Source organism: Pseudidiomarina piscicola, from assembly GCF_902806985.1.
GTDB classification, from domain to species: Bacteria; Pseudomonadota; Gammaproteobacteria; order Enterobacterales; family Alteromonadaceae; genus Pseudidiomarina; species Pseudidiomarina piscicola.
Window position 1 is genome coordinate 340,345 of the sequence record NZ_CADCXY010000001.1, and the last position, 20,005, is coordinate 360,349.

Here is a 20,005-nt window from a genome sequence, read left to right on the forward strand (position 1 = left end):
CGTTAGGTTAATCAGTTGCGTGTTTAGCGATTTCAGCCTGGGCGACATTCGAACGCGGCTGCTGGCCTAAATCTTGACAGATGGTTTGCCCCGCGGAGATGAGTCGGGTGAGATCGATTCCGGTATCATAGCCCATGCCATGAAGCATATAGACGACGTCTTCGGTGGCGATATTACCGCTGGCCCCCTTGGCGTAAGGGCAACCACCTAAGCCAGCCACAGCTGTGTCAATGGTGCGCACACCTAAAGGCAGACAACTGGCAATATTCGCTAAAGCTTGTCCATAGGTATTGTGAAAATGCAGGGCTAATTGCTCCATCGGTACTTTTTCTGCCACCGCTGCAAGCATCTGTTGTGCTTTTAGGGGCGTACCAACGCCAATGGTGTCGCCAAGAGAAATCTCGTAGCAACCCATGGTGTAGAGCTTTTCTGCGACCCACGCCACCTGTTCTGGTGCTATCTCGCCATCATAAGGGCAACCCAAGACACAGCTTACATAGCCACGAACCTTGATATTCGCTTTTCGTGCCGCTTCAATTACGGGTTCAAAGCGAGCCAAACTTTCTGCAATTGAGCAGTTGATATTCTTTTGGCTAAAGCCTTCCGAAGCCGAACCAAAAATCGCAACCTCGTCGGCTGTGGCTGCCATGGCTGCTTCAAAACCTTTTAGGTTTGGCGTCAAGGCCGCATAAGTTACGCCAGCGTTACGCTCGATAGCGGCGAAGACTTCAGCGCTATCAGCCATTTGTGGCACCCATTTGGGGCTCACGAAAGACCCTGTTTCAATGTAAGTTACGCCTGCCGCAGCAAGCGCGTTCACCAATTGAACCTTGGCTTTAAGGGGCACGGACTGTTCATTTTGCAGACCATCGCGTGGGCCTACCTCGACAATTTTTACCTGTGAGTTGCTCATGCTTACTCCTCGGCTGCGCGAATACTTAATAATTCAGCGCCATCACTGACAAGGTCGCCAGCGGCAAAGTACACCGAATCGACGGTCCCGGCATAGGCAGCGCGAATCGTGTACTCCATTTTCATTGCTTCCATAATCACCAGCGCTTGATCGGCTTCAACCACGTCGTCTTGCGTCACCAGTACTTCGACAATAGTGCCGTTCATTGGCGCGGTCATCGAACCTTCGCCGGCACTTTGATCCAGAGTATCAGCGACCAATTGACGTGCGAAACGGCTACTGTGGTGCTCAGAGAATACGGTAATATCATGTTCCGTTGGCATCACATAAAGGCTAAATTGGTGACCGTCGCGACTTACGCGTAGTTGATCACCGTCGAGCGATGCTAACCATGCAGAGTCGTCGAAATTGCTGTACCACGCACCATTACGCTGTTCTAACTTAACGCTAATATCGTTTTCACCGTGGGTTAGTTCAAGGTTGAACTGGCTATTTTGGTTCATACGAAAGCCGCGTGCTTGTTGCCAAACATTTCCACTTGCGTGTTGTTGTTCGTATAAGTTTTCGGCCAACGCAGCTAATACGGCATGGGTTTCAACGTCGGTATCTGTGGGCGTAATAAATAACGCATCGTGGTGTTGCTCAATAAAGCGAGTGGTAAGTTCAGCACGTTGAAAATGCGGGTGGCGAGCTATGCTGCGTAAAAAGTCGATATTTGTGCGCACACCGGCAATGCGATAATCATCTAGGGCACGAATCAAACGGCGTAAAGCAATTGTGCGATTCTCGCCCCATACCACCAACTTAGCGATCATGGGGTCATAGAAAGCACTCACTTCATCACCTTCTACGACACCGCTGTCAATGCGCACCACATTTGACGTTTCAGGTGTTTTTAAGTGGTGCAACACACCGGTACTTGGCAGAAAGTCGTTGGCCGGGTCTTCGGCATAGATACGCGCTTCAAAGGCATGGCCTGAGAGCTCGATCTGATCTTGGCTTAATGGCAGTTCCTGACCGCTGGCAACGATTAATTGCCAAGCGACAAGGTCTTGGCCGGTAACCATTTCGGTGACGGGGTGCTCGACCTGGAGTCGGGTGTTCATTTCCATAAAGTAGAAGCTGTTATCGGTATCAAGCAGAAACTCGACGGTGCCGGCACCAACATAATCGATGGCCTGAGCCGCTCGAATGGCTGCTTTACCCATAGCTTCGCGGGTACGCTCACTGAGTGCTGGCGCAGGTGCTTCTTCGATCACCTTTTGGTGGCGTCGTTGCACCGAGCAGTCTCGCTCAGCTAAGTAAACCGCATTTCCATGCTGGTCACAAAAAACTTGAATTTCTACGTGACGAGGGCGGGTAATAAACTTTTCGATGAGCATTTTATCATTACCAAACGAGGCTTGAGCCTCCCGTTTGGCTGAATCAAATGCTTGTTTGAATTCGCTCGCTTTCTCAACCACGCGCATGCCTTTCCCGCCGCCGCCATATGCGGCTTTCAGCAGCACCGGGTAACCAATCTTCTCAGCTTCAGCGGCGAGTTTCTCGAAGCCTTGCTCGTTACCATGGTAGCCTGGAACGAGTGGTACTTCAGCGTCGCTCATAATTGACTTGGCTGCGCTTTTTGAGCCCATTGCGGCGATGGCACTGGTAGGTGGGCCTACAAAAATAATATTCGCGGCGCCACAAGCATCGGCAAAGGCTTCGTTTTCAGAAAGAAAACCATAACCGGGGTGAATGGCATCAGCGCCCGTACGTTGCGCGGCAGCAATAATTTTTTCAATAACCAGGTAGCTTTCGGCGCTTGGGGCTGGGCCAATAAACACACTTTCGTCGGCCATTTGTACATGTTGCGAATTGCGGTCTGCTTCTGAGAAGACCGCAACCGTGGCAACACCTAATTGGCGTGCGGTACGAATAATCCGACAAGCGATTTCGCCACGGTTTGCAATTAGCAGTTTGTTGATCATTGCGAATCCTTTTTCCAGTTTGCGCTACGTTTCTCAAGAAACGCCGATAAGCCTTCCTGACCTTCTGCGGAGACACGAATTTCGGCAATCCGCTCAACGGTAAGGCGCTGGCTAGTTGCATCAATCGGCTGTTGATCGAGATCAGCAATAAGCTGTTTCGCGGCGGTGACCGCCGCTGGGCTATTGCCAAGCAATAATTCGACAACGTCTGCCGCGGCTTGATCGAGGTTGTCGACAACCTCATGAACCAGCCCCATGGTTAGCGCTGCGTCGGCCCCGAAGCGTTCCGCGCTAAGCATATAACGCCGTGCTTGACGTGTTCCCATGGCGCGCATCACGTAGGGACTGATGACGGCCGGAATTAAACCGATTTTGACTTCGCTCAGGCAAAAGCTAGTGCGTTCTTCGGCCAGAACAATATCGCAGCAAGCAGCTAAACCTACGGCGCCACCGAATGCAGCGCCTTGCACCAGAGCGATAGTCGGTTTAGTTAATTTGTCTAGGCGCTCCATTAACTGCGCGAGTTGTTTGGCGTCTGCAATATTTTCAGCATAATTTTTTTCAGCCATTGAGCGCATCCAGTTCAGGTCTGCACCGGCTGAGAAGTTACGGCCATTAGATGCCAATACCACTACACGACAAGCGGGGTGGCGCTCAATCTGTTGGAAGGCATCAAGTAACTCGCCGATCATGATATCGTCAAATGCGTTGTGCACCTCAGGACGGTTCAACTTGAGCGTCGCGACGTGGTTGTCGAAATCTAGGGTAATATAGCGATAACTCATGTGCGCTCCTGTTACATCCGGAAGACGCCGAACTTGGTGTCGGCGATAGGTGCATTATTTGCAGCGGCAAGGCTTAAACCTAAAACGGTGCGTGTTTGGGCTGGGTCGATGATGCCATCGTCCCATAAGCGAGCAGACGCGTAGTAGGGGTGCCCTTGTTGTTCATATTGCTCAACAATCGGCTGCTTGAGTTTTTGCTCGTCTTCGCTCGACATTTCTTTGCCTTTGCGGGCGAGGTTATCTTTTGTCACCTGCGCCATGACGCCTGCAGCTTGCTCGCCGCCCATGACTGAAATTCGCGCGTTCGGCCACATAAACATCATGGTTGGGTCATAGGCGCGGCCACACATGCCATAGTTGCCCGCACCATAACTACCGCCAATCAAAACGGTAAACTTAGGAACTTGTGCGCAGCTAACCGCGGTCACCATTTTTGCACCGTGTTTAGCGATACCTTCGGCTTCGTATTTTTTACCAACCATAAAGCCGGTAATATTTTGTAAGAAAACTAATGGGATTTTTCGTTGCGCGCACAGTTCGATAAAGTGCGCACCTTTTTGCGCCGACTCGGAAAATAAAATACCGTTGTTGGCCACAATACCCACTGGGTAGCCATGAATTTTGGCGAAGCCAGTGACTAAGGTGTTGCCGTAGTTTTGCTTAAATTCATCGAAATCTGAATCATCGATGACGCGTGCAATCACTTCACGAACATCGTAAGGTTTGCGCAAGTCGGTTCCAACAATGCCATAGAGCTCACTGCTATCGTAGCGAGGTGGTTTTACCTCTGCTGGCGGATTAGGCGTTGCCGCTTGATAATTTAAGCGTGCAACTGAACGCCGCGCCAAGGCAAGGGCATGTTCGTCGTTCATGGCAAAGTGATCAGCAACACCGGAAACGCGAGTATGAACATCGGCACCACCAAGCTCTTCGGCACTGACTTCTTCACCGGTAGCAGCTTTTACCAAAGGCGGGCCAGCAAGGAAAATCGTACCTTGCTCTTTCACAATGATACTTTCGTCAGCCATTGCTGGAACATAGGCACCACCTGCGGTACACAAGCCCATAACCACAGCAATTTGCGGAATGCCTTTACTCGACATGGTCGCTTGGTTAAAGAAGATACGCCCGAAATGGTCGCGGTCAGGGAAAACTTCGTCTTGCCGAGGTAGGAAAGCACCACCTGAGTCAACTAAATAAATACAGGGTAGGTGACACCGCTCGGCGATTTCTTGTGCGCGTAAGTGCTTTTTCACGGTCAGCGGGTAATAGGTTCCGCCTTTCACCGTGGCATCGTTGGCCACTATCATGCACTCTACGCCTTCGACTTGGCCAATGCCGGCAACGACACCTGCAGCGGGAACTTCATCGTCATAGCATTCCCACGCCGCAAACTGACCAATCTCGAGAAACGGTGAACCACTATCGAGTAACTTTTCGATACGTTGGCGTGCGAGAAGCTTGCCCCGCGATAAATGCCGCTCTTGGTATTTGGGACCACCACCTTGCTTAATTTTATCGACATTGGCATAAAGCTCGTCGACCACTTCTTGCATCGCTTTGGTATTAGCAAGGAAGGTTTCGTCTTTGTTATTAACTGTACTTGATAGAACCGTCAAAATTACGCTCCTTCTGCTATTTATGCCGACTCGCTGAACAGTTCACGACCGATCAGCATACGGCGAATTTCTGAAGTACCGGCACCGATTTCATAGAGTTTAGCATCGCGTAATAAGCGGCCCGTTGGGTACTCGTTGATATAGCCATTACCACCTAGTAACTGAATAGCGTCAAGCGCCAACTGCGTGGCAAGTTCAGCGGCATAAAGAATTGCACCGGCAGCGTCTTTGCGTGTTGTTTCACCACGGTCACAACTCTGAGCAACTGCGTATACGTAGGCGCGAGCTGCATTGGTACGCGTGTACATGTCGGCAACCTTGCCTTGTACCAATTGGAATTGGCCAATGCTTTTACCAAACTGCTTGCGGTCATGTAAGTAAGGTATGACCACGTCCAAGCTCGCCTGCATAATGCCAATAGGGCCAGCAGCAAGCACTGCGCGCTCGTAATCGAGCCCGCTCATCAGCACTTCGACACCACCGTCAACTTCACCTAGCACATTTTCTGCCGGTACCTTGCAGTTTTCAAAAACGAGCTCACAGGTGTTGGAGCCGCGCATACCTAACTTATCGAGTTTCTGTGCGGTACGAAAACCGTCGAAGTCTTTTTCGATAATAAAGGCCGTAATACCGCGTGAGTTTTTTTCCGGATTTGTTTTTGCGTAAACCACTAATACGTTGGCGTCAGGACCATTGGTGATCCACATTTTGTTGCCGTTTAAAACATAATGGTCGCCGTCACGTTCCGCACGTAGCTTCATGCTTACCACGTCTGAGCCAGCATTCGGCTCACTCATGGCGAGTGCGCCAACATGTTCGCCGGAACAAAGTTTAGGTAGGTATTTTTGCTTTTGTTCTTCACTGCCATTACGAGCGATTTGATTCACACAAAGGTTAGAGTGTGCGCCGTAGCTAAGTCCAACCGAAGCTGAGGCGCGACTGATTTCTTCCATCGCAATCACATGTTCTAAATAACCCAGGCCAGATCCACCGTACTGTTCAGGTACGGTCATGCCAAGTAGACCAAGCTCACCAAACTTTTGCCAGAGATCCGCAGGGAATTCATTGCTTTCGTCGATTTCCGCCGCACGTGGTGCGATTTCATCACGGGCGAAGGCATTGACGGTTTCGCGGATCATATTTGCGGTTTCGCCTAACCCAAAGTTCAAACTACTAAACTGGCTAATCATAACTACTCCTGGATAATTTTTTGTTGAGCGGTATCACTTGGCTGTAGGTGTTCGAGTTCGTCTCGACACCGTTCTTCTAAATTGCCAAGCTCAACGAGTAATACTTTAATGTCTTCAAGCTGTTGATGGAGCGATACACGCTTCTCATCAATCAGTTCTAAAACCGTATGCAACTGTCGAGCACTACTGTTTTCCATATCGTAAAGATCAAACAAGCGCTTGGTTTCGGCCAAAGAGAAACCTAGCCGCTTGCCGCGCAGAATCAGCTTTAAACGTACGCGATCTTTGTTGGTATAGAGTCGGGTCTGTCCTTGCCTCGTGGGGGCAAGTAAACCTTGGTCTTCGTAAAAGCGAATACTGCGCGTGGTAATGTCGAACTCACGGGCCAATTCGCCAATGCTGTAGGTGGTGGTATCGTTCATTTTGCTTGCATTTTGGCTCAATAGGGCGTTAAGCTTAAATCAAGTTGACGTTAACGTAAAGGTAAGAGAGGGAATGCGTTCGCCGCTTTTCCGATTTTAAGGAGATTTTATGTCTGATTCTGTTGTAATTGTTGCTGCCAAGCGCACGCCGATGGGTGGTTTTCAAGGTAGCTTAAGCGCTGTGGATGCAGCTAATCTTGGTGCCACAGCTATTAAAGCCGTTGTTGCTGAGAGTGGATTAAGTGTCGACGATGTGAACGAAGTTATTATGGGCAACGTGTTGCCCGCGGGCATCGGTCAAGCGCCGGCTCGACAAGCAACGCTCTATGCTGGGCTACCACAAAGTGCTGGCGCAACGACCATCAACAAAGTTTGTGGCTCGGGCTTGAAAGCTGTGATGTTCGCTCATGACTTGCTTCACGTAGGTTCAGCCGATGTGGTGGTCGCCGGCGGTATGGAAAGTATGACAAATGCACCGTACTTGCTGAAAAAGGCCCGCGCTGGTTTCCGTATGGGACATGACGCAATTTACGATCACATGATGCTGGATGGTCTTGAAGATGCGTATGAAGGCAAAGCTATGGGAACCTACGCCCAAGGCACGGCGGACGATTATAAACTTGATCGAAAAGCGATGGACGATTTCGCCTTAGAGTCTCTGAGACGTGCCCAAACAGCTATTGCGGAAGGCTCTTTTGCAGCCGAAATCGCCGACGTCACATACAGCACTCGCAAAGGCGAAGTGACCGTAAGCATCGACGAGCAGCCTGGCAAAGCAATGCCTGAGAAAATCCCGTCGTTGCGTCCAGCGTTTGCCAAAGATGGCACCATTACAGCGGCCAATTCGAGCTCTATCTCTGATGGCGCTGCGGCATTGGTATTAATGCGTGAAAGCGAAGCGAAAGCTCGTGGCTTAACGCCGCTAGCGCGAGTCATGGGGCATACCACCCATTCGCAGGCTCCGTCTGAATTTACCGTGGCGCCGATCGGTGCAATGACCAAGTTGCTTGAGAAGCTAAATTGGCAGAAAGACGATGTTGACCTTTGGGAGATCAACGAAGCCTTTGCGATGGTGACCATGTTGGCCATTCAAGAAATGGATTTGGACCACAGCAAAGTAAACGTGCATGGCGGCGCTTGCGCTCTTGGCCATCCGATTGGTGCCAGCGGCGCACGGTTACTGGTGACCTTACTACATGCGCTTCGCCACCACGGCAAAAAACGTGGCGTGACCTCGCTTTGTATCGGTGGCGGTGAAGCGGTGGCGGTTGGCGTCGAATTAATTTAATCGTTTGCCAGTCGAGGCTAGAAATACGGCGCTGCCAAGGATCGCAGCGCCAATAGCCAAGCGTAACCAGTCGACCTGACTGCCCCAAAAGGCAAAGTTCACCAACAGCCCAGCAGGAATTAACATATTGTTCATGGTGGCAAGTTGTGCGGTGTTAACGCGCTTACTGGCAAGGTTCCAAGCCAGGTAACCAACGCCCGATGCTACCAGCCCAAGCCAAAGCAATACGCCCCACTGTAAGGACGTCGCCGGTTGCATAGAGAAGTTAGCAAAACTAAACAATGCAATGGCGGTGGTGACAGTGGCCCCCATGAAGAATAGTGCGAACACATGCAGCTGGTTACGTTCACTGCCTAATGGCAAGCGTTTATAAAACACCTGACCGGCGGCAAAACACAAATTAGCCCCCTGAATTAACAAGAAGCCGGTGATGAAATCGCTACTTAGCGGGTTAAAGCGAATGACGAGGGCGCCGAGTACAGCGAGAGCTGCGGCTGCCCACCAACGACGTGGTAAATGCCGTCGTTGAAACAGAACATCATCGATGAGTGTCACGTATAGTGGCGTGAAAATGGTAAATAACAGTACTTCGGCGACGCTGAGATACAAAAACGCATGATAAAGAAGTAGGTACATTATGCCTATTTGAATGGCGCCAATTGCCGCAAGTATCAGTTGTTTTTTCAGGGCGAGTCGTTTGGGCCGCCAAAGGGGTAAAAACAACACGAGAGCCAATAGCATGCGAATAAATACTGCGATGTAGCCATCTACTTGGCCGGCAAGGAACTCACCGATAAGTGAAAAACTTGCTGCCCATAAAGCCGTGACGGCCCAAAGTATCCACATAGCTTAACTCCTAAATGTGTTGCTGATGACTGTCACGATAGCTGCTGGGTGCGATGCCCATAACTTTTTTGAACAGTCGTGAGAAATAGTAGGGATCATCGAAGCCTAAACCTTGCGCGATGGTTCTGATGCTGTCAGTACTGCTATCAAGCTGCTGACAAGCGAGCTTTATTTTGAGCTCATTGAAATAACGCATCGGTGAGGTTCCAGTGATCGCTTTAAATTTTTTGGCAAAATGGAATCGTGACAGACCCGCAACATCTGCAATGTCTGCGAGATCTAAATGACGATGGCTATTGTCTTGCATGAACCGTTCGAGCGCAAGCAGGTCGAAGTCTTGTGGGTGTTGCGCATGGCTGGCGAGATCAGGTAATTGCGCAATTAGGTTTTGCAGCAAGGTGGCGGCTCGCACCGCACGGTGGCGTTGCCAGCGTTGATGTTGCAAGTTTAATAAGTCGGTAACGCTCGGCAGTAGGCTACGCCAGTTTTGCAAAGTCAATACAAAGTGTGGCGGTTGGAGACCAAGTATGTCCATGCAACTCGGTGCTATGGTACCGCGAAAGTGGGTCCAGTAAATGCTCCACGGGCTACTCGAATCGGCTCGGTAAGCATGGGCCAAGCCAGCAGGAAGGAGCAATAGCTGACCCGCGGTTAAGCTACCAGAGTGGCTACCAAACTCACTTTCAACACGATAATGGCCACGGCCACGGTGGCAAAAAATAAGCAAATTGTCGGTGTGCTGATGGCGCTCGACACCATGCCCACGAGCGGCTAGGTAGTGTCCATAAGCTAATGGATAAAGGTGCCGGCTCAGCGGATGTTGGGCCAGGTGTTCGGTCAGTTCTAGCGGCAAAACAACGCGTGAACTACCGGCAGGTAAAGGCCAATTAGACGGTTGGCTCATAAAACAGTCTCGAATAACAATTTTGTCCATTATAGGGGCAATATCGTTAATGTTAAAGATTCCGGTTCAATGCTTAAATACGAGCCATAAAAATCATTAGTCTGTTCAACGAGGTATTTCTTATGACTAAGCAAGTTCCACTTTATATTGATGGTGAGTTCGTTCAATCAAAGACAACACAATGGATTGATGTCACCAACCCCGCAACTCAAGAAGTAATTGCACAAACTCCTTGTGCCACCCAAGCAGAAATGGACGCAGCAGTTGCAAGCGCGAAGCAAGCGTTTTTGACATGGAAAGAAACCCCTGTTTCTGAGCGTGCGCGGGTAATGATGCGTTATCAAGCGCTGCTGAAAGAGCACCAAGAAGAAATCGCTGAAATCTTAGCAAGCGAAACTGGCAAAACCTTTGATGATGCCAAGGGCGACGTTTGGCGTGGTATTGAAGTGGTTGAGCATGCCGCCAATATTCCATCATTGATGATGGGTGAGACAGTAGAGAATGTCGCGCGTCGTATTGATACCTACAGCTATACGCAGCCGCTAGGCGTCTGTGCGGGTATCACCCCGTTTAACTTCCCCGCGATGATTCCACTATGGATGTTCCCGCTGGCAATCGCTTGTGGTAACACCTTTATCTTGAAGCCATCGGAACAAGATCCATTAACGCCTACGCGCTTAGTCGAACTGTTTGAACAGGCGGGGGCGCCTAAGGGTGTGCTACAGGTAATTCACGGCGCGAAAGAGCAAGTAGACTTTATTCTTGATGAGCCAGCGATACGCGCTATCTCATTTGTTGGTTCGGTTCCTGTAGGCCAATATATTTATCGCCGTGGTACAGAAAACATGAAACGCGTTCAAGCCTTTGCTGGCGCTAAAAACCACTGCGTGATTATGCCTGATGCGAACAAGAGCCAGGTGATCAGTAACTTGGTTGGCGCCTCGGTAGGTGCCGCTGGCCAACGTTGCATGGCGATTTCCGTTGCTGTTTTTGTCGGCGCTGCGAAAGAGTGGATTCCAGAAATTGCCGCGGAATTGAAAAAAGTACGACCTGGTGCGTGGAACGATGAAAACGCTGCCTATGGTCCGTTGATTAGCCCGCAAGCGAAACAACGTGTGGAAAACTACATCAAGCAAGGTCAAGACGAAGGCGCAACGCTGCTGGTTGATGGTCGCGACTGTGAGGTTGAAGGCTTCCCGAACGGCAACTGGGTTGGACCAACCATGTTTAGCGATGTCACCACCGACATGGAAATTTATAAAAACGAAATATTTGGTCCAGTTTTGTGTGCGACCAGTACAGATACATTAGAAGAAGCTATTGCAATGGTGAATGCGAACCCATTTGGCAACGGAACCTCGATGTTCACCGCCAGTGGCGCAGCTGCACGCAAGTATCAACACGAAGTAGAAGTTGGCCAAGTAGGTATTAATATTCCAATTCCGGTACCGTTACCGTTCTTCTCCTTTACTGGCTGGAAAGGCTCGTTCTTTGGTGACTTGCATGCGTATGGTAAGCAAGGAGTGCGTTTCTACAGTGAAACCAAAACCGTTACTGCGCGTTGGTTCGAAAGCGATATCGCCGATGCCAGTGGTCCTAATATGACCATCAACTTGAAGTAACGAGGTGCCCTATGGATTTCAACTTAACTGACGACCAACAAGCCTTTGTGGATACCGCAAAGGCTTTCGCCGAGAAAGAATTAGCACCTTATGCGGCAGAATGGGACGAAACGGCTCATTTTCCAATTGAAGTGTTCCGCAAAGCCGGTGAAATGGGCTTTATGGGTATGTACACGCCAGAAGAGGCGGGCGGTTTCGGTATGAGCCGACTCGACTCAGCCTTAATTTTTGAGCAACTGGCGGCGGGCTGCACGGCCACCACAGCGATGATGACGATCCATAATATGGTTTCGTGGATGATAGGGTCATTTGCGACACCAGAAGTTATCGAGCAGTGGGTGCCAGAGCTGGTCACCGGCGAGAAGCTTGGGTCTTATTGCCTAACCGAGCCTGGCGCCGGCTCAGATGCGGCAAGCTTACGTACAACCGCTAAGAAAGACGGCGACGAGTACGTACTCAATGGCTCAAAAATGTTTATCTCAGGAGCCGGTAGCACTGATGTGCTGGTGGTGATGGCGCGCACCGGCGAAGCCGGGCCTAAAGGTATTTCAGCGTTTGTCGTACCGGCCGATGCTGAAGGTATTAGTTACGGTAAGAAAGAAGCCAAAATGGGTTGGAACGCGCAACCAACTCGTCTTGTTACCTTTGAAGACGTTCGTATTCCTGCGCAAAACCTGCTCGGTGCCGAAGGCGAAGGCTTTAAGTTCGCAATGATGGGACTTGATGGCGGTCGTATTAATATTGCCGTTTGCTCGGTAGGTACTGCACAAGCAGCGCTCGATACCACTCGCAACTATATGACGGAGCGCACTCAGTTTGGTAAAGAGTTGGGGCACTTTCAGGCGCTTCAATTTAAGCTAGCTGACATGGCAACCGAACTTGTTGCAGCACGTCAGATGGTTCGCTTGGCTGCCTTTAAAGTTGACACCAACGATGCCGACAAAACCACGTATTGTGCCATGGCGAAACGCTTTGCCACTGATGTCGGTTTCCAAGTTTGTAACGAAGCTTTGCAGTTGCACGGCGGCTATGGCTATATCAAAGAGTACCCACTAGAACGGCACGTTCGTGACGTTCGTGTGCATCAGATACTCGAAGGAACGAATGAAATTATGCGAGTGATCATTGGCCGTCGTTTATTGGCCGATATCGACCGTGCCATTATTTAACTGTGTAACCCACAAGGATTTATCATGACAAATGTGGTTGAGTTTGAAGAACGGCATACCGCTTCTGGTAAACGTCTTGGTATCGCCCGTTTGAATTCAGAAAAGTCGTTGAATGCGTTGAGCTTGGAGATGATTCAGTTACTCCAACCGCAGCTTGATGCTTGGGCAGGTGACCCTGATATTGCCTGCGTATGGTTGGAAGGGGCTGGTGAAAAGGCTTTTTGTGCTGGGGGCGATATTGTCGCTATGTACAACGCCATGCGCGATCAACCAGGCGAGCTAGTTGACGAAGTCGCTGATTTTTTCAGTCAAGAATACCGTTTAGATTACACCATTCAAAGTTACCCCAAGCCTTTTGTACTTTGGGGCGATGGCATTGTAATGGGCGGCGGAATGGGCTTAATGAATGGCGCGAGTCACCGTGTGGTGACCGAACGTTCATTGCTGGCGATGCCGGAAATTACCATCGGTTTATACCCAGATGTTGGGGCAACGCACTTCTTGAATCAGATGCCTCAAGGCTGCGGATTGTTTCTAGGTTTAACAGGCGCACAGATCAATGCCAGCGATGCATTGTTCCTGAAATTAGCAGATCATTTTGTTGCCAGTTCGAGCAAAGACCAAGTGTTGTCGGCATTGCTTGACCTGCAGTGGGGTGAAACCGCCAGCTTAAACCAGCAAAAAGTGACTGATGTATTTGCCCAAATTGGCGCAACCGACAGCAAACATCGTCCGGCCGGGCAGGTTGAACCGCACCATGAACTGATTAAAGAACTCACTTCCGGTGATGATATCAGTGCAGTTACGGCAGCAATTACAGGTCTCGAAACCGACGATAAATGGCTGAGCCGTGCAAGTAAAACGCTCGCCAACGGCTGCCCTATGACAGCTCATATTGTCTGGAATCAGCTACATTTCGGCAAAGATTTGCCACTGGCGGACTGCTTCCGTTTGGAATTAACCTTGTCAGTAAAATGCGCAACGCGTGGCGATTTCGCCGAAGGAATTCGTGCTTTACTGATCGATAAAGACAAACAACCTAATTGGCAACATGCTTCTGTAGCCGAAGTTCCAGCTGCAGACGTCGACGGCTTTTTCACCTCGCCGTGGTCGCAAGACGAGCATCCGTTGGCTGATTTAGGGCACTCATAAAAAGGTAATTTTATGGCTACAGTAGGATTTATTGGATTAGGTAACATGGGCGGGCCGATGGCGGCCAACCTAGTGAAAGCCGGACATCAAGTAACCGTGTTTGACCTTTCGGAGGCCGCTTTAGCTCAGGCCCAAGAAGCCGGCTGCGCGGTGGCAAGCGATGTTGGCGAGGTGACCAAAGGCGCTGATTTTGTGATTTCGATGTTACCTGCTGATCACCATGTTGAAGGTGTTTACTTAGGTAGCGATGGCTTGCAAACGCAACTAGCTAAGCAAACTTTAGTCATCGACTGCAGCACTATTAGTGCCGAGACCGCACGAAAAGTCGGGGCGGAACTTGCCGAGCGGGGTATCAGCTTTATCGATGCGCCGGTTTCTGGCGGCGTTGGCGGTGCGAAAGCGGGTACCTTGACCTTTATTTGTGGCGGTCGCGAAAGTGCAGTGGATGCAGCGCGCGACGTGCTTAATGCGATGGGTAAAAATGTTTTTCGTGCCGGTGATGTTGGTGCGGGACAAGTGGCGAAAATCTGCAATAACATGCTGCTTTCGGTGTTAATGGCAGGTACGTCAGAAGCGCTGCAGTTGGGTATTGCGCATGGCCTTGATGCCAAAGTGCTGTCGGAAATTATGTTGCAAAGCTCGGGCCGTAATTGGACGCTCGAGGTGTATAACCCGTGTCCTGACGTTATGGAAGGGGTGCCGTCAAGCAACGACTATCAAGGTGGTTTCTTAGTTGATCTAATGGCAAAAGACTTGGGCTTAGCGCAGCAAGCTGCGTTGCGCAGCGGTGCAGCGACACCGATGGGTTCACTAACCTTGAATCTCTATCGGAGCTGGTCGCAACTGGGGCATGGTCGAGAAGACTTCTCGAGTATTTTCAAGTATGTTACGCCGCAAACGAAAAAGTAGGAGCAAACAATGGATATTTCCTCTAGTACGATCGTGATTACTGGTGGTGCTCAAGGCCTTGGCCGCGCCATGGCAGAGCATTTTGCAGCGGCAGGTGCAGCCTTAGCGTTGATTGATATGAACCAAGAAACCTTAAGCGAAGCCGAGCAAATCTGTAGCGCTAAAGGTGCTAAGAAAGTACAGGGTTACGTGGCAAACGTTACGGACGAAGCTGCCGTGGAAGAAGTGTTTGAAGCGATTAACACAGACTTCGGTGGTATCAATGTTTTGGTTAATAACGCTGGTATTTTGCGCGACGGCTTACTAATCAAGTGCAAAGACGGTGAAATCACCCAAAAAATGCCCCTACAACAGTTTCAATCGGTGCTCGATGTAAACCTAACGGGGAGTTTCTTGTGTGGTCGTGAAGCCGCGGCGCATATGGCTAAAGCAGGCAACGGCGGTGTTATTATTAACATTTCTAGCGTGGCAAGAGCCGGCAATATGGGGCAGACTAACTACTCTGCTACGAAAGCGGGCGTCGTAGCGATGACTGTAACCTGGGCGCGTGAGTTAGGCCGTTTCGGAATTCGTTGTGGTGCAATCGCGCCGGGCTTCATCGAAACCCCAATGACTGCGCAAATGAAACCAGAGGCGATTGAACGTGCACTAAGCATGGTACCTTTACGTCGTTGGGGACAACCAGATGAAATTGCGCACAGTGCGCGCTATATTATTGAAAATGACTTTTTCAGTGGACGTGTACTCGAAATTGACGGAGGCGTCCGACTTTAACGAGTAACGATGCGAAAATTACCCCCATTAAATGCGCTAAAAGCTTTTGAAGCGGCGGCTCGGCACCTGAGTTTCACGCGCGCTGCGGATGAATTGTTTGTGACGCAGGCTGCGGTCAGTCACCAAGTGAAAGGGTTAGAGGATTTTCTGGGGGTAAAGCTTTTCATTCGGCGCAACCGTTCGTTGTTGCTTACCCCCGAAGGCCAAACATACTACCTTGAACTAAAAGAAATTTTTGATCACCTAGTGCAGGCGACCGAGCGCCTCAAGAGTGCCTCAGAGCGAGGTTCATTAACCATTAGTTTGCCCCCAAGCTTTGCTATTTTATGGTTCGTACCCCGCTTAAGCCGCTTCCATGAAGCCTGTCCGGAAATTGATGTACGCATTCGCGCGGTTGACGAGGTGGACGGCTCTCTGACCGACGACGTAGACGTCGCAATTTATTACGGTGCGGGTAAATGGCCGGGCTTAAAGGCCTATAAACTTCACAACGAATATCTTTTACCTGTCTGTTCGCCACTACTATTGAACGGCGCAAAACCATTGCGTGAGCCTAAAGATCTTCTGAACCATACGTTATTGCACGATGAAACACGCAACGCCTGGAAAGACTGGTTTAAATTGGTCGGGATTGATAAAAACAAAGGTGATAATGGCCCCATTTTTAGTCACTCGAACCTTGCTTTAAAGGCGGCAGTTCACGGCCAAGGCATAGCTTTAGCGAATAATGTGCTGGTGAAACCGGAAATGGATGCAGGTCATCTGATTCAAATTTTCCCCGAAGCCTTACCGCGGGAAAAATCATTTTACCTAGTTTGTCGTGACTCTCAGTCAGAAATAGGTAAAATCGCCACCTTTCGGAATTGGCTACTAGAGGTGGTCGAAGAGGAAGAAGACGCCTATGAATGATTCACAGCGTGTGGCGGTTCACCGAGATAACCCTGAAGGTTCGGTGCGAGTCATTTTTGCCCACGGAGCTGGCGCAGGTCTACAAAGCGATTTCATGCAATACATTGCGCTGGGACTGGCGATGAATGATATTGAAGTTGTGCGCTTCAACTTTCCTTATTGGCAGAAGTTTATGGACACGGGCGTACGACGCCCTCCTAACCCAATGCCACAACTCGAGCATTCGATGCGTACCGTGGTCGAACAGTTTGATGATAATAAGCCATTGGTGCTGATGGGGAAGTCGTTAGGATCGCGCGTGGCGTTTCGGTTAGCTGATGATGTAGGTGCGGTTGCAGCGATTGCGCTTGGCTTTCCGTTTCACCCGGTAGGCAAACCCGATAAATTACGCGTCAATGATTTAGTGAATCATTGCGCCGCCAATCTCATTATACAAGGCGAGCGTGATGGCTTTGGTAAACCCGCAGAAGTTGCGACCTACCCATTGCCCGAATCAATTGAACTACACTGGCTTAACTATGGTGATCATAGTTTTGAGCCAACCAAACGTAGCGGACTCGAGCGTAGAGCCTTATGGCAAGACGCCATTGATAAAGTACGTACGTTTATTTTGGAGAAGACATGAGTGGATTATTAGCCTACTGCCGGCCAGGTTTCGAGAGTGACTGTGCGGCCGAGCTACAAGACAAAACGGCAGTGCATGGTAGCTTTGGCTACTGTCAAACCAAAGCACAACAAGGTTATGTGATCTATCGCTGTGCCGCGGAAGAAGCAGAGCATTTAGCGAAAAAACTAGTCTTGAATGAGCTGATATTTACTCGCCAATTTATTGCGATTCTAGCTGAGGTGGACGATTTACCCAGTGAAGACCGTGTTTCTGCGGTGCAGTTGGCGTTGCTCGATGAAGGTATACAAGAAACCTTTGGTGGCATTAAGCCGGCGGGGGAGTTACGTGTTGAAACACCAGATACCAATGACGGTAAAGAGTTATCTAAATTCTGCCGTAAATTTACCGTGCCATTGCGTCAAGGCTTACGTAAAGCAGGCTGGATGACCACCAAGGAAAGTGACCGGCGCCCGACGTTGCACGCATTCTTTCTATCGAGTCGCCATGTGGTGATTGGTTTTTCGTTTAGCTTTAACCAATCGCCTTGGTTGATGGGAATACCACGTTTGCGTGCACCAAGCGATGCACCGAGTCGTTCAACGTTAAAATTAGACGAGGCTTTTCAAGTATTTGTGCCGGCACATGAACGCGAGGCACGTATTAGTTCAGGCATGAATGCCGTTGACTTAGGCGCAGCGCCGGGCGGCTGGACCTATCAGTTAGTACGCCGAGGTATGATGGTGCAAGCCGTCGACAATGGTCCGATGGCAGAAAGCTTGATGGATACTGGGCAGGTCAAACATATCAAGGAAGATGGTTTTAAATACCGACCGAAAAAGAAAAATGTTACTTGGTTGGTGTGCGACATGGTCGAGAAGCCGGCACGGGTTGGCGAGTTAATGACCGGTTGGATTCTTGATGGTGACTGCGAAGAGGCTATTTTTAACTTAAAATTGCCGATGAAGCGCCGTTATGCGGCAGTGGCCGAGTACATGGAGAAAATTAAACAGACGCTTGCCGAGCAAGGCCGTGGTCGTTTTGAAGTGCAAGCAAAGCAGCTTTACCACGACCGAGAGGAAATTACCGTTCATATTCGTGGTGTCTAAAGCTGACTAAGACACCGTAAGTTGGTGTTTAAAAGTCTTGGTAATCTTGATAAGCATCGGCTCCCCAAGCAATGAGGGAGCCGTTTTTAAATAACAAAGGCGTACATTCATCGCGGGTGGTTATGCCATCAGACTTAACATGATGAGTGCGATAGAACAGTACTAAAACCTCTTCACCCGTCGCAGTTGATTTGGCTTCGCTAATATCAGGTGAACCTAACAACCGAATGATATCTTCTTTCGGAATGCCCAGGTCTAAGCGGCCAATTTGCTTCAAATTAAAGGTTTCCCGTTCCTGCCAGCTCATATTGTCAGGATCAGCCTGGTAGATGGCCAAGATCAGCGCTGTTGCTGCCAAATAAATGACAAACCCAATCAGAATAATTTTCATCATTTTTGACATATCAGCGCCTCACTTGATCCGCACTTATTTCATAGTTTGACCGACTGTTTTTAGTCGGTAATGACTCGGTAACAAGGATGATATACCGAACCAGGCAGTTTCATCCGGCCTTGTTCGACGAACGCCTTCAACAACACGTCGAGTTTCCGCATCATCTCTTGTTCGCCATGAATTTCGAACACACCATGGGCGCGAATTGCACGAATGCCTTCGTCTTTCACGTTACCGGCAACAATTGCTGAGAACGCGCGACGCAGATCAGCGGCCAACAACTGTGGCTCTTGATCGCGATGCAGATTAAGCGAGGCAACACTTTCATGGGTTGGACTGAACGGCCGCTGGAATGGCTCATCAATATGCAGAGTCCAGTTAAAGCAATACGAGTCACCTGTTGCACGGCGGTATTCTTTGACTTCATTGGTGCTGTCGCACATGTGCCGGGCAACGGTTACCGGATCGTCAATAATAATGGTGTAGAGCTTACGCGCTTCCTCGCCCAAAGTAGCCACAATAAAATCATCGATGGCGTCGAAGTATCCCTTACTACTCTCAGGGCCCGTAAGCACAATTGGGAACACTTGGCGTTCGTTGGCGGGGTGCATTAAAATACCGAGAATATACAGCAGTTCTTCGGCGGTACCTGCGCCACCTGGGAAAATCACAATACCGTGGGCGCAACGAACAAAGGCCTCAAGGCGCTTTTCGATATCGGGCAGAATCACCAATTCGTTGACGATTGGGTTAGGTGGCTCAGCGGCAATAATACCGGGTTCAGTGAAGCCCAAGTAACGACCATCAGGGATACGCTGCTTGGCGTGGCCGATGGTGGCACCTTTCATGGGCCCTTTCATGGCACCCGGGCCACAACCGGTACAAATATTTAGACTGCGTAGGCCAAGATGGTAACCGACTTCTTTGGTGTACTTGTACTCGGTTTCATTAATGGAGTGGCCGCCCCAACAAACAATAATATTTGGGTCAAGGTTAGGCTGTACAACTTGCGCGTTACGCAAAATATCGAATACCACATGCGTGAGCGTGTGGGTGTCCGCAGAATCTAATGTTTGCGCGTGATAGCGCTCGCCGGTAAACAGAATATCGCGTAACACGGCTTCGACGAGCTCTTGCATACCGACAATGAGCTTACCATCGACAAAGGCTTCTGCTGGCGGGTTGATTAACTCAAGCTGTACGCCACGCTCACATTTCAAAACATTAACGTCAAAGTCTTTGTATTTATCGAAAATCTCTTCACTGCTGTCTGTTTTACTGCCCGCGTTAAGTACGGCAAGGCAGCAATTACGGAATAAACGATAAAGTTCTTCATCACTTGATTGTTGTAAACGGTCAATTTCCAACTGCGAAAGCAAACTCATGCTACCGCGTGGAGAAATAGTAATTTTCATTCAATTTCCTT

The 20,005-nt window shown here is 49.7% G+C and carries 19 protein-coding genes; 9 read left to right on the plus strand and 10 right to left on the minus strand.

Features of this window, described 5'->3' with window-relative positions:
- Window positions 1-7: 7 nt before the first annotated feature.
- Genes PSI9734_RS01785 through PSI9734_RS01810 form a run of 6 tightly spaced genes read right to left on the minus strand, consistent with a single transcriptional unit; the run spans window position 8 to window position 6,899 of the window.
- Window positions 8-913 (minus strand): hydroxymethylglutaryl-CoA lyase, encoded by a 906-nt coding sequence (locus PSI9734_RS01785; RefSeq protein ID WP_173919396.1) that lies wholly within the window; start codon window positions 911-913, stop codon window positions 8-10.
- Window positions 914-915: 2 nt separating this feature from the next.
- Window positions 916-2,883, minus strand: coding sequence for an acetyl/propionyl/methylcrotonyl-CoA carboxylase subunit alpha (locus tag PSI9734_RS01790; protein WP_173919397.1), 1,968 nt, complete (start codon window positions 2,881-2,883; stop codon window positions 916-918).
- Window positions 2,880-3,668, minus strand: coding sequence for an enoyl-CoA hydratase/isomerase family protein (locus tag PSI9734_RS01795; protein ID WP_173919398.1), 789 nt, complete (start codon window positions 3,666-3,668; stop codon window positions 2,880-2,882). The genes PSI9734_RS01790 and PSI9734_RS01795 overlap by 4 nt, the downstream gene beginning before the upstream one ends.
- 11 nt (window positions 3,669-3,679) lie before the next feature.
- Complete coding sequence (locus PSI9734_RS01800) at window positions 3,680-5,287, minus strand: carboxyl transferase domain-containing protein (protein ID WP_173919399.1); 1,608 nt, start codon at window positions 5,285-5,287, stop codon at window positions 3,680-3,682.
- 20 nt (window positions 5,288-5,307) lie between these two features.
- Complete coding sequence (locus tag PSI9734_RS01805; RefSeq protein WP_173919400.1) at window positions 5,308-6,477, minus strand: isovaleryl-CoA dehydrogenase; 1,170 nt, start codon at window positions 6,475-6,477, stop codon at window positions 5,308-5,310.
- Window positions 6,478-6,479: 2 nt separating this feature from the next.
- Entirely contained in the window at window positions 6,480-6,899 is a 420-nt protein-coding gene (locus tag PSI9734_RS01810; protein ID WP_173919401.1) for a MerR family transcriptional regulator, read from the minus strand.
- A gap of 109 nt (window positions 6,900-7,008) precedes the next feature.
- Here PSI9734_RS01810 and PSI9734_RS01815 point away from each other — a divergent pair, with 109 nt between their 5' ends.
- Window positions 7,009-8,187 (plus strand): acetyl-CoA C-acyltransferase, encoded by a 1,179-nt coding sequence (locus PSI9734_RS01815; RefSeq protein WP_173919402.1) that lies wholly within the window; start codon window positions 7,009-7,011, stop codon window positions 8,185-8,187.
- On the opposite strand, the gene PSI9734_RS01820 is transcribed toward PSI9734_RS01815, so the two are convergent.
- Window positions 8,179-9,033 (minus strand): EamA family transporter, encoded by an 855-nt coding sequence (locus PSI9734_RS01820; RefSeq protein WP_173919403.1) that lies wholly within the window; start codon window positions 9,031-9,033, stop codon window positions 8,179-8,181. The genes PSI9734_RS01815 and PSI9734_RS01820 overlap by 9 nt on opposite strands.
- A gap of 10 nt (window positions 9,034-9,043) precedes the next feature.
- The gene (locus tag PSI9734_RS01825; RefSeq protein ID WP_173919404.1) at window positions 9,044-9,937 is read right to left on the minus strand and encodes a helix-turn-helix transcriptional regulator; all 894 of its coding nucleotides are present in this window, start codon (window positions 9,935-9,937) and stop codon (window positions 9,044-9,046) included.
- A gap of 122 nt (window positions 9,938-10,059) precedes the next feature.
- Here PSI9734_RS01825 and PSI9734_RS01830 point away from each other — a divergent pair, with 122 nt between their 5' ends.
- Genes PSI9734_RS01830 through rlmM form a run of 8 tightly spaced genes read left to right on the plus strand, consistent with a single transcriptional unit; the run spans window position 10,060 to window position 18,185 of the window.
- Window positions 10,060-11,559, plus strand: a complete 1,500-nt coding sequence (locus PSI9734_RS01830) for a CoA-acylating methylmalonate-semialdehyde dehydrogenase (RefSeq protein ID WP_173919405.1) — start codon at window positions 10,060-10,062, stop codon at window positions 11,557-11,559.
- A gap of 11 nt (window positions 11,560-11,570) precedes the next feature.
- Window positions 11,571-12,728, plus strand: coding sequence for an acyl-CoA dehydrogenase family protein (locus PSI9734_RS01835; RefSeq protein WP_173919406.1), 1,158 nt, complete (start codon window positions 11,571-11,573; stop codon window positions 12,726-12,728).
- Window positions 12,729-12,752: 24 nt separating this feature from the next.
- Entirely contained in the window at window positions 12,753-13,880 is a 1,128-nt protein-coding gene (locus PSI9734_RS01840; RefSeq protein WP_173919407.1) for an enoyl-CoA hydratase/isomerase family protein, read from the plus strand.
- A 12-nt stretch (window positions 13,881-13,892) separates the two neighbouring features.
- Window positions 13,893-14,789, plus strand: a complete 897-nt coding sequence (gene mmsB, locus PSI9734_RS01845; protein WP_173919408.1) for a 3-hydroxyisobutyrate dehydrogenase — start codon at window positions 13,893-13,895, stop codon at window positions 14,787-14,789.
- Window positions 14,790-14,798: 9 nt separating this feature from the next.
- Entirely contained in the window at window positions 14,799-15,563 is a 765-nt protein-coding gene (locus PSI9734_RS01850) for an SDR family oxidoreductase (RefSeq protein ID WP_173919409.1), read from the plus strand.
- A gap of 9 nt (window positions 15,564-15,572) precedes the next feature.
- On the plus strand, window positions 15,573-16,472 hold the full coding sequence (locus tag PSI9734_RS01855; protein WP_173919410.1) for a transcriptional regulator GcvA: 900 nt from the start codon (window positions 15,573-15,575) through the stop codon (window positions 16,470-16,472).
- A complete protein-coding gene (locus PSI9734_RS01860; protein ID WP_173919411.1) occupies window positions 16,465-17,097 on the plus strand; it encodes an alpha/beta family hydrolase in 633 nt (210 codons plus the stop codon). Before PSI9734_RS01855 ends, PSI9734_RS01860 begins: the two co-directional genes overlap by 8 nt.
- Window positions 17,094-18,185: a 23S rRNA (cytidine(2498)-2'-O)-methyltransferase RlmM gene (gene rlmM, locus PSI9734_RS01865; protein WP_173919412.1), complete on the plus strand. Its 1,092-nt coding sequence runs from the start codon at window positions 17,094-17,096 to the stop codon at window positions 18,183-18,185. The genes PSI9734_RS01860 and rlmM overlap by 4 nt, the downstream gene beginning before the upstream one ends.
- A gap of 28 nt (window positions 18,186-18,213) precedes the next feature.
- Here rlmM and PSI9734_RS01870 read toward each other — a convergent pair whose 3' ends face one another.
- Window positions 18,214-18,588 (minus strand): DUF3192 domain-containing protein, encoded by a 375-nt coding sequence (locus PSI9734_RS01870; RefSeq protein ID WP_173919413.1) that lies wholly within the window; start codon window positions 18,586-18,588, stop codon window positions 18,214-18,216.
- Window positions 18,589-18,638: 50 nt separating this feature from the next.
- Window positions 18,639-19,994, minus strand: a complete 1,356-nt coding sequence (gene ppnN, locus PSI9734_RS01875) for a nucleotide 5'-monophosphate nucleosidase PpnN (protein ID WP_173919414.1) — start codon at window positions 19,992-19,994, stop codon at window positions 18,639-18,641.
- Window positions 19,995-20,005 lie beyond the last annotated feature (11 nt).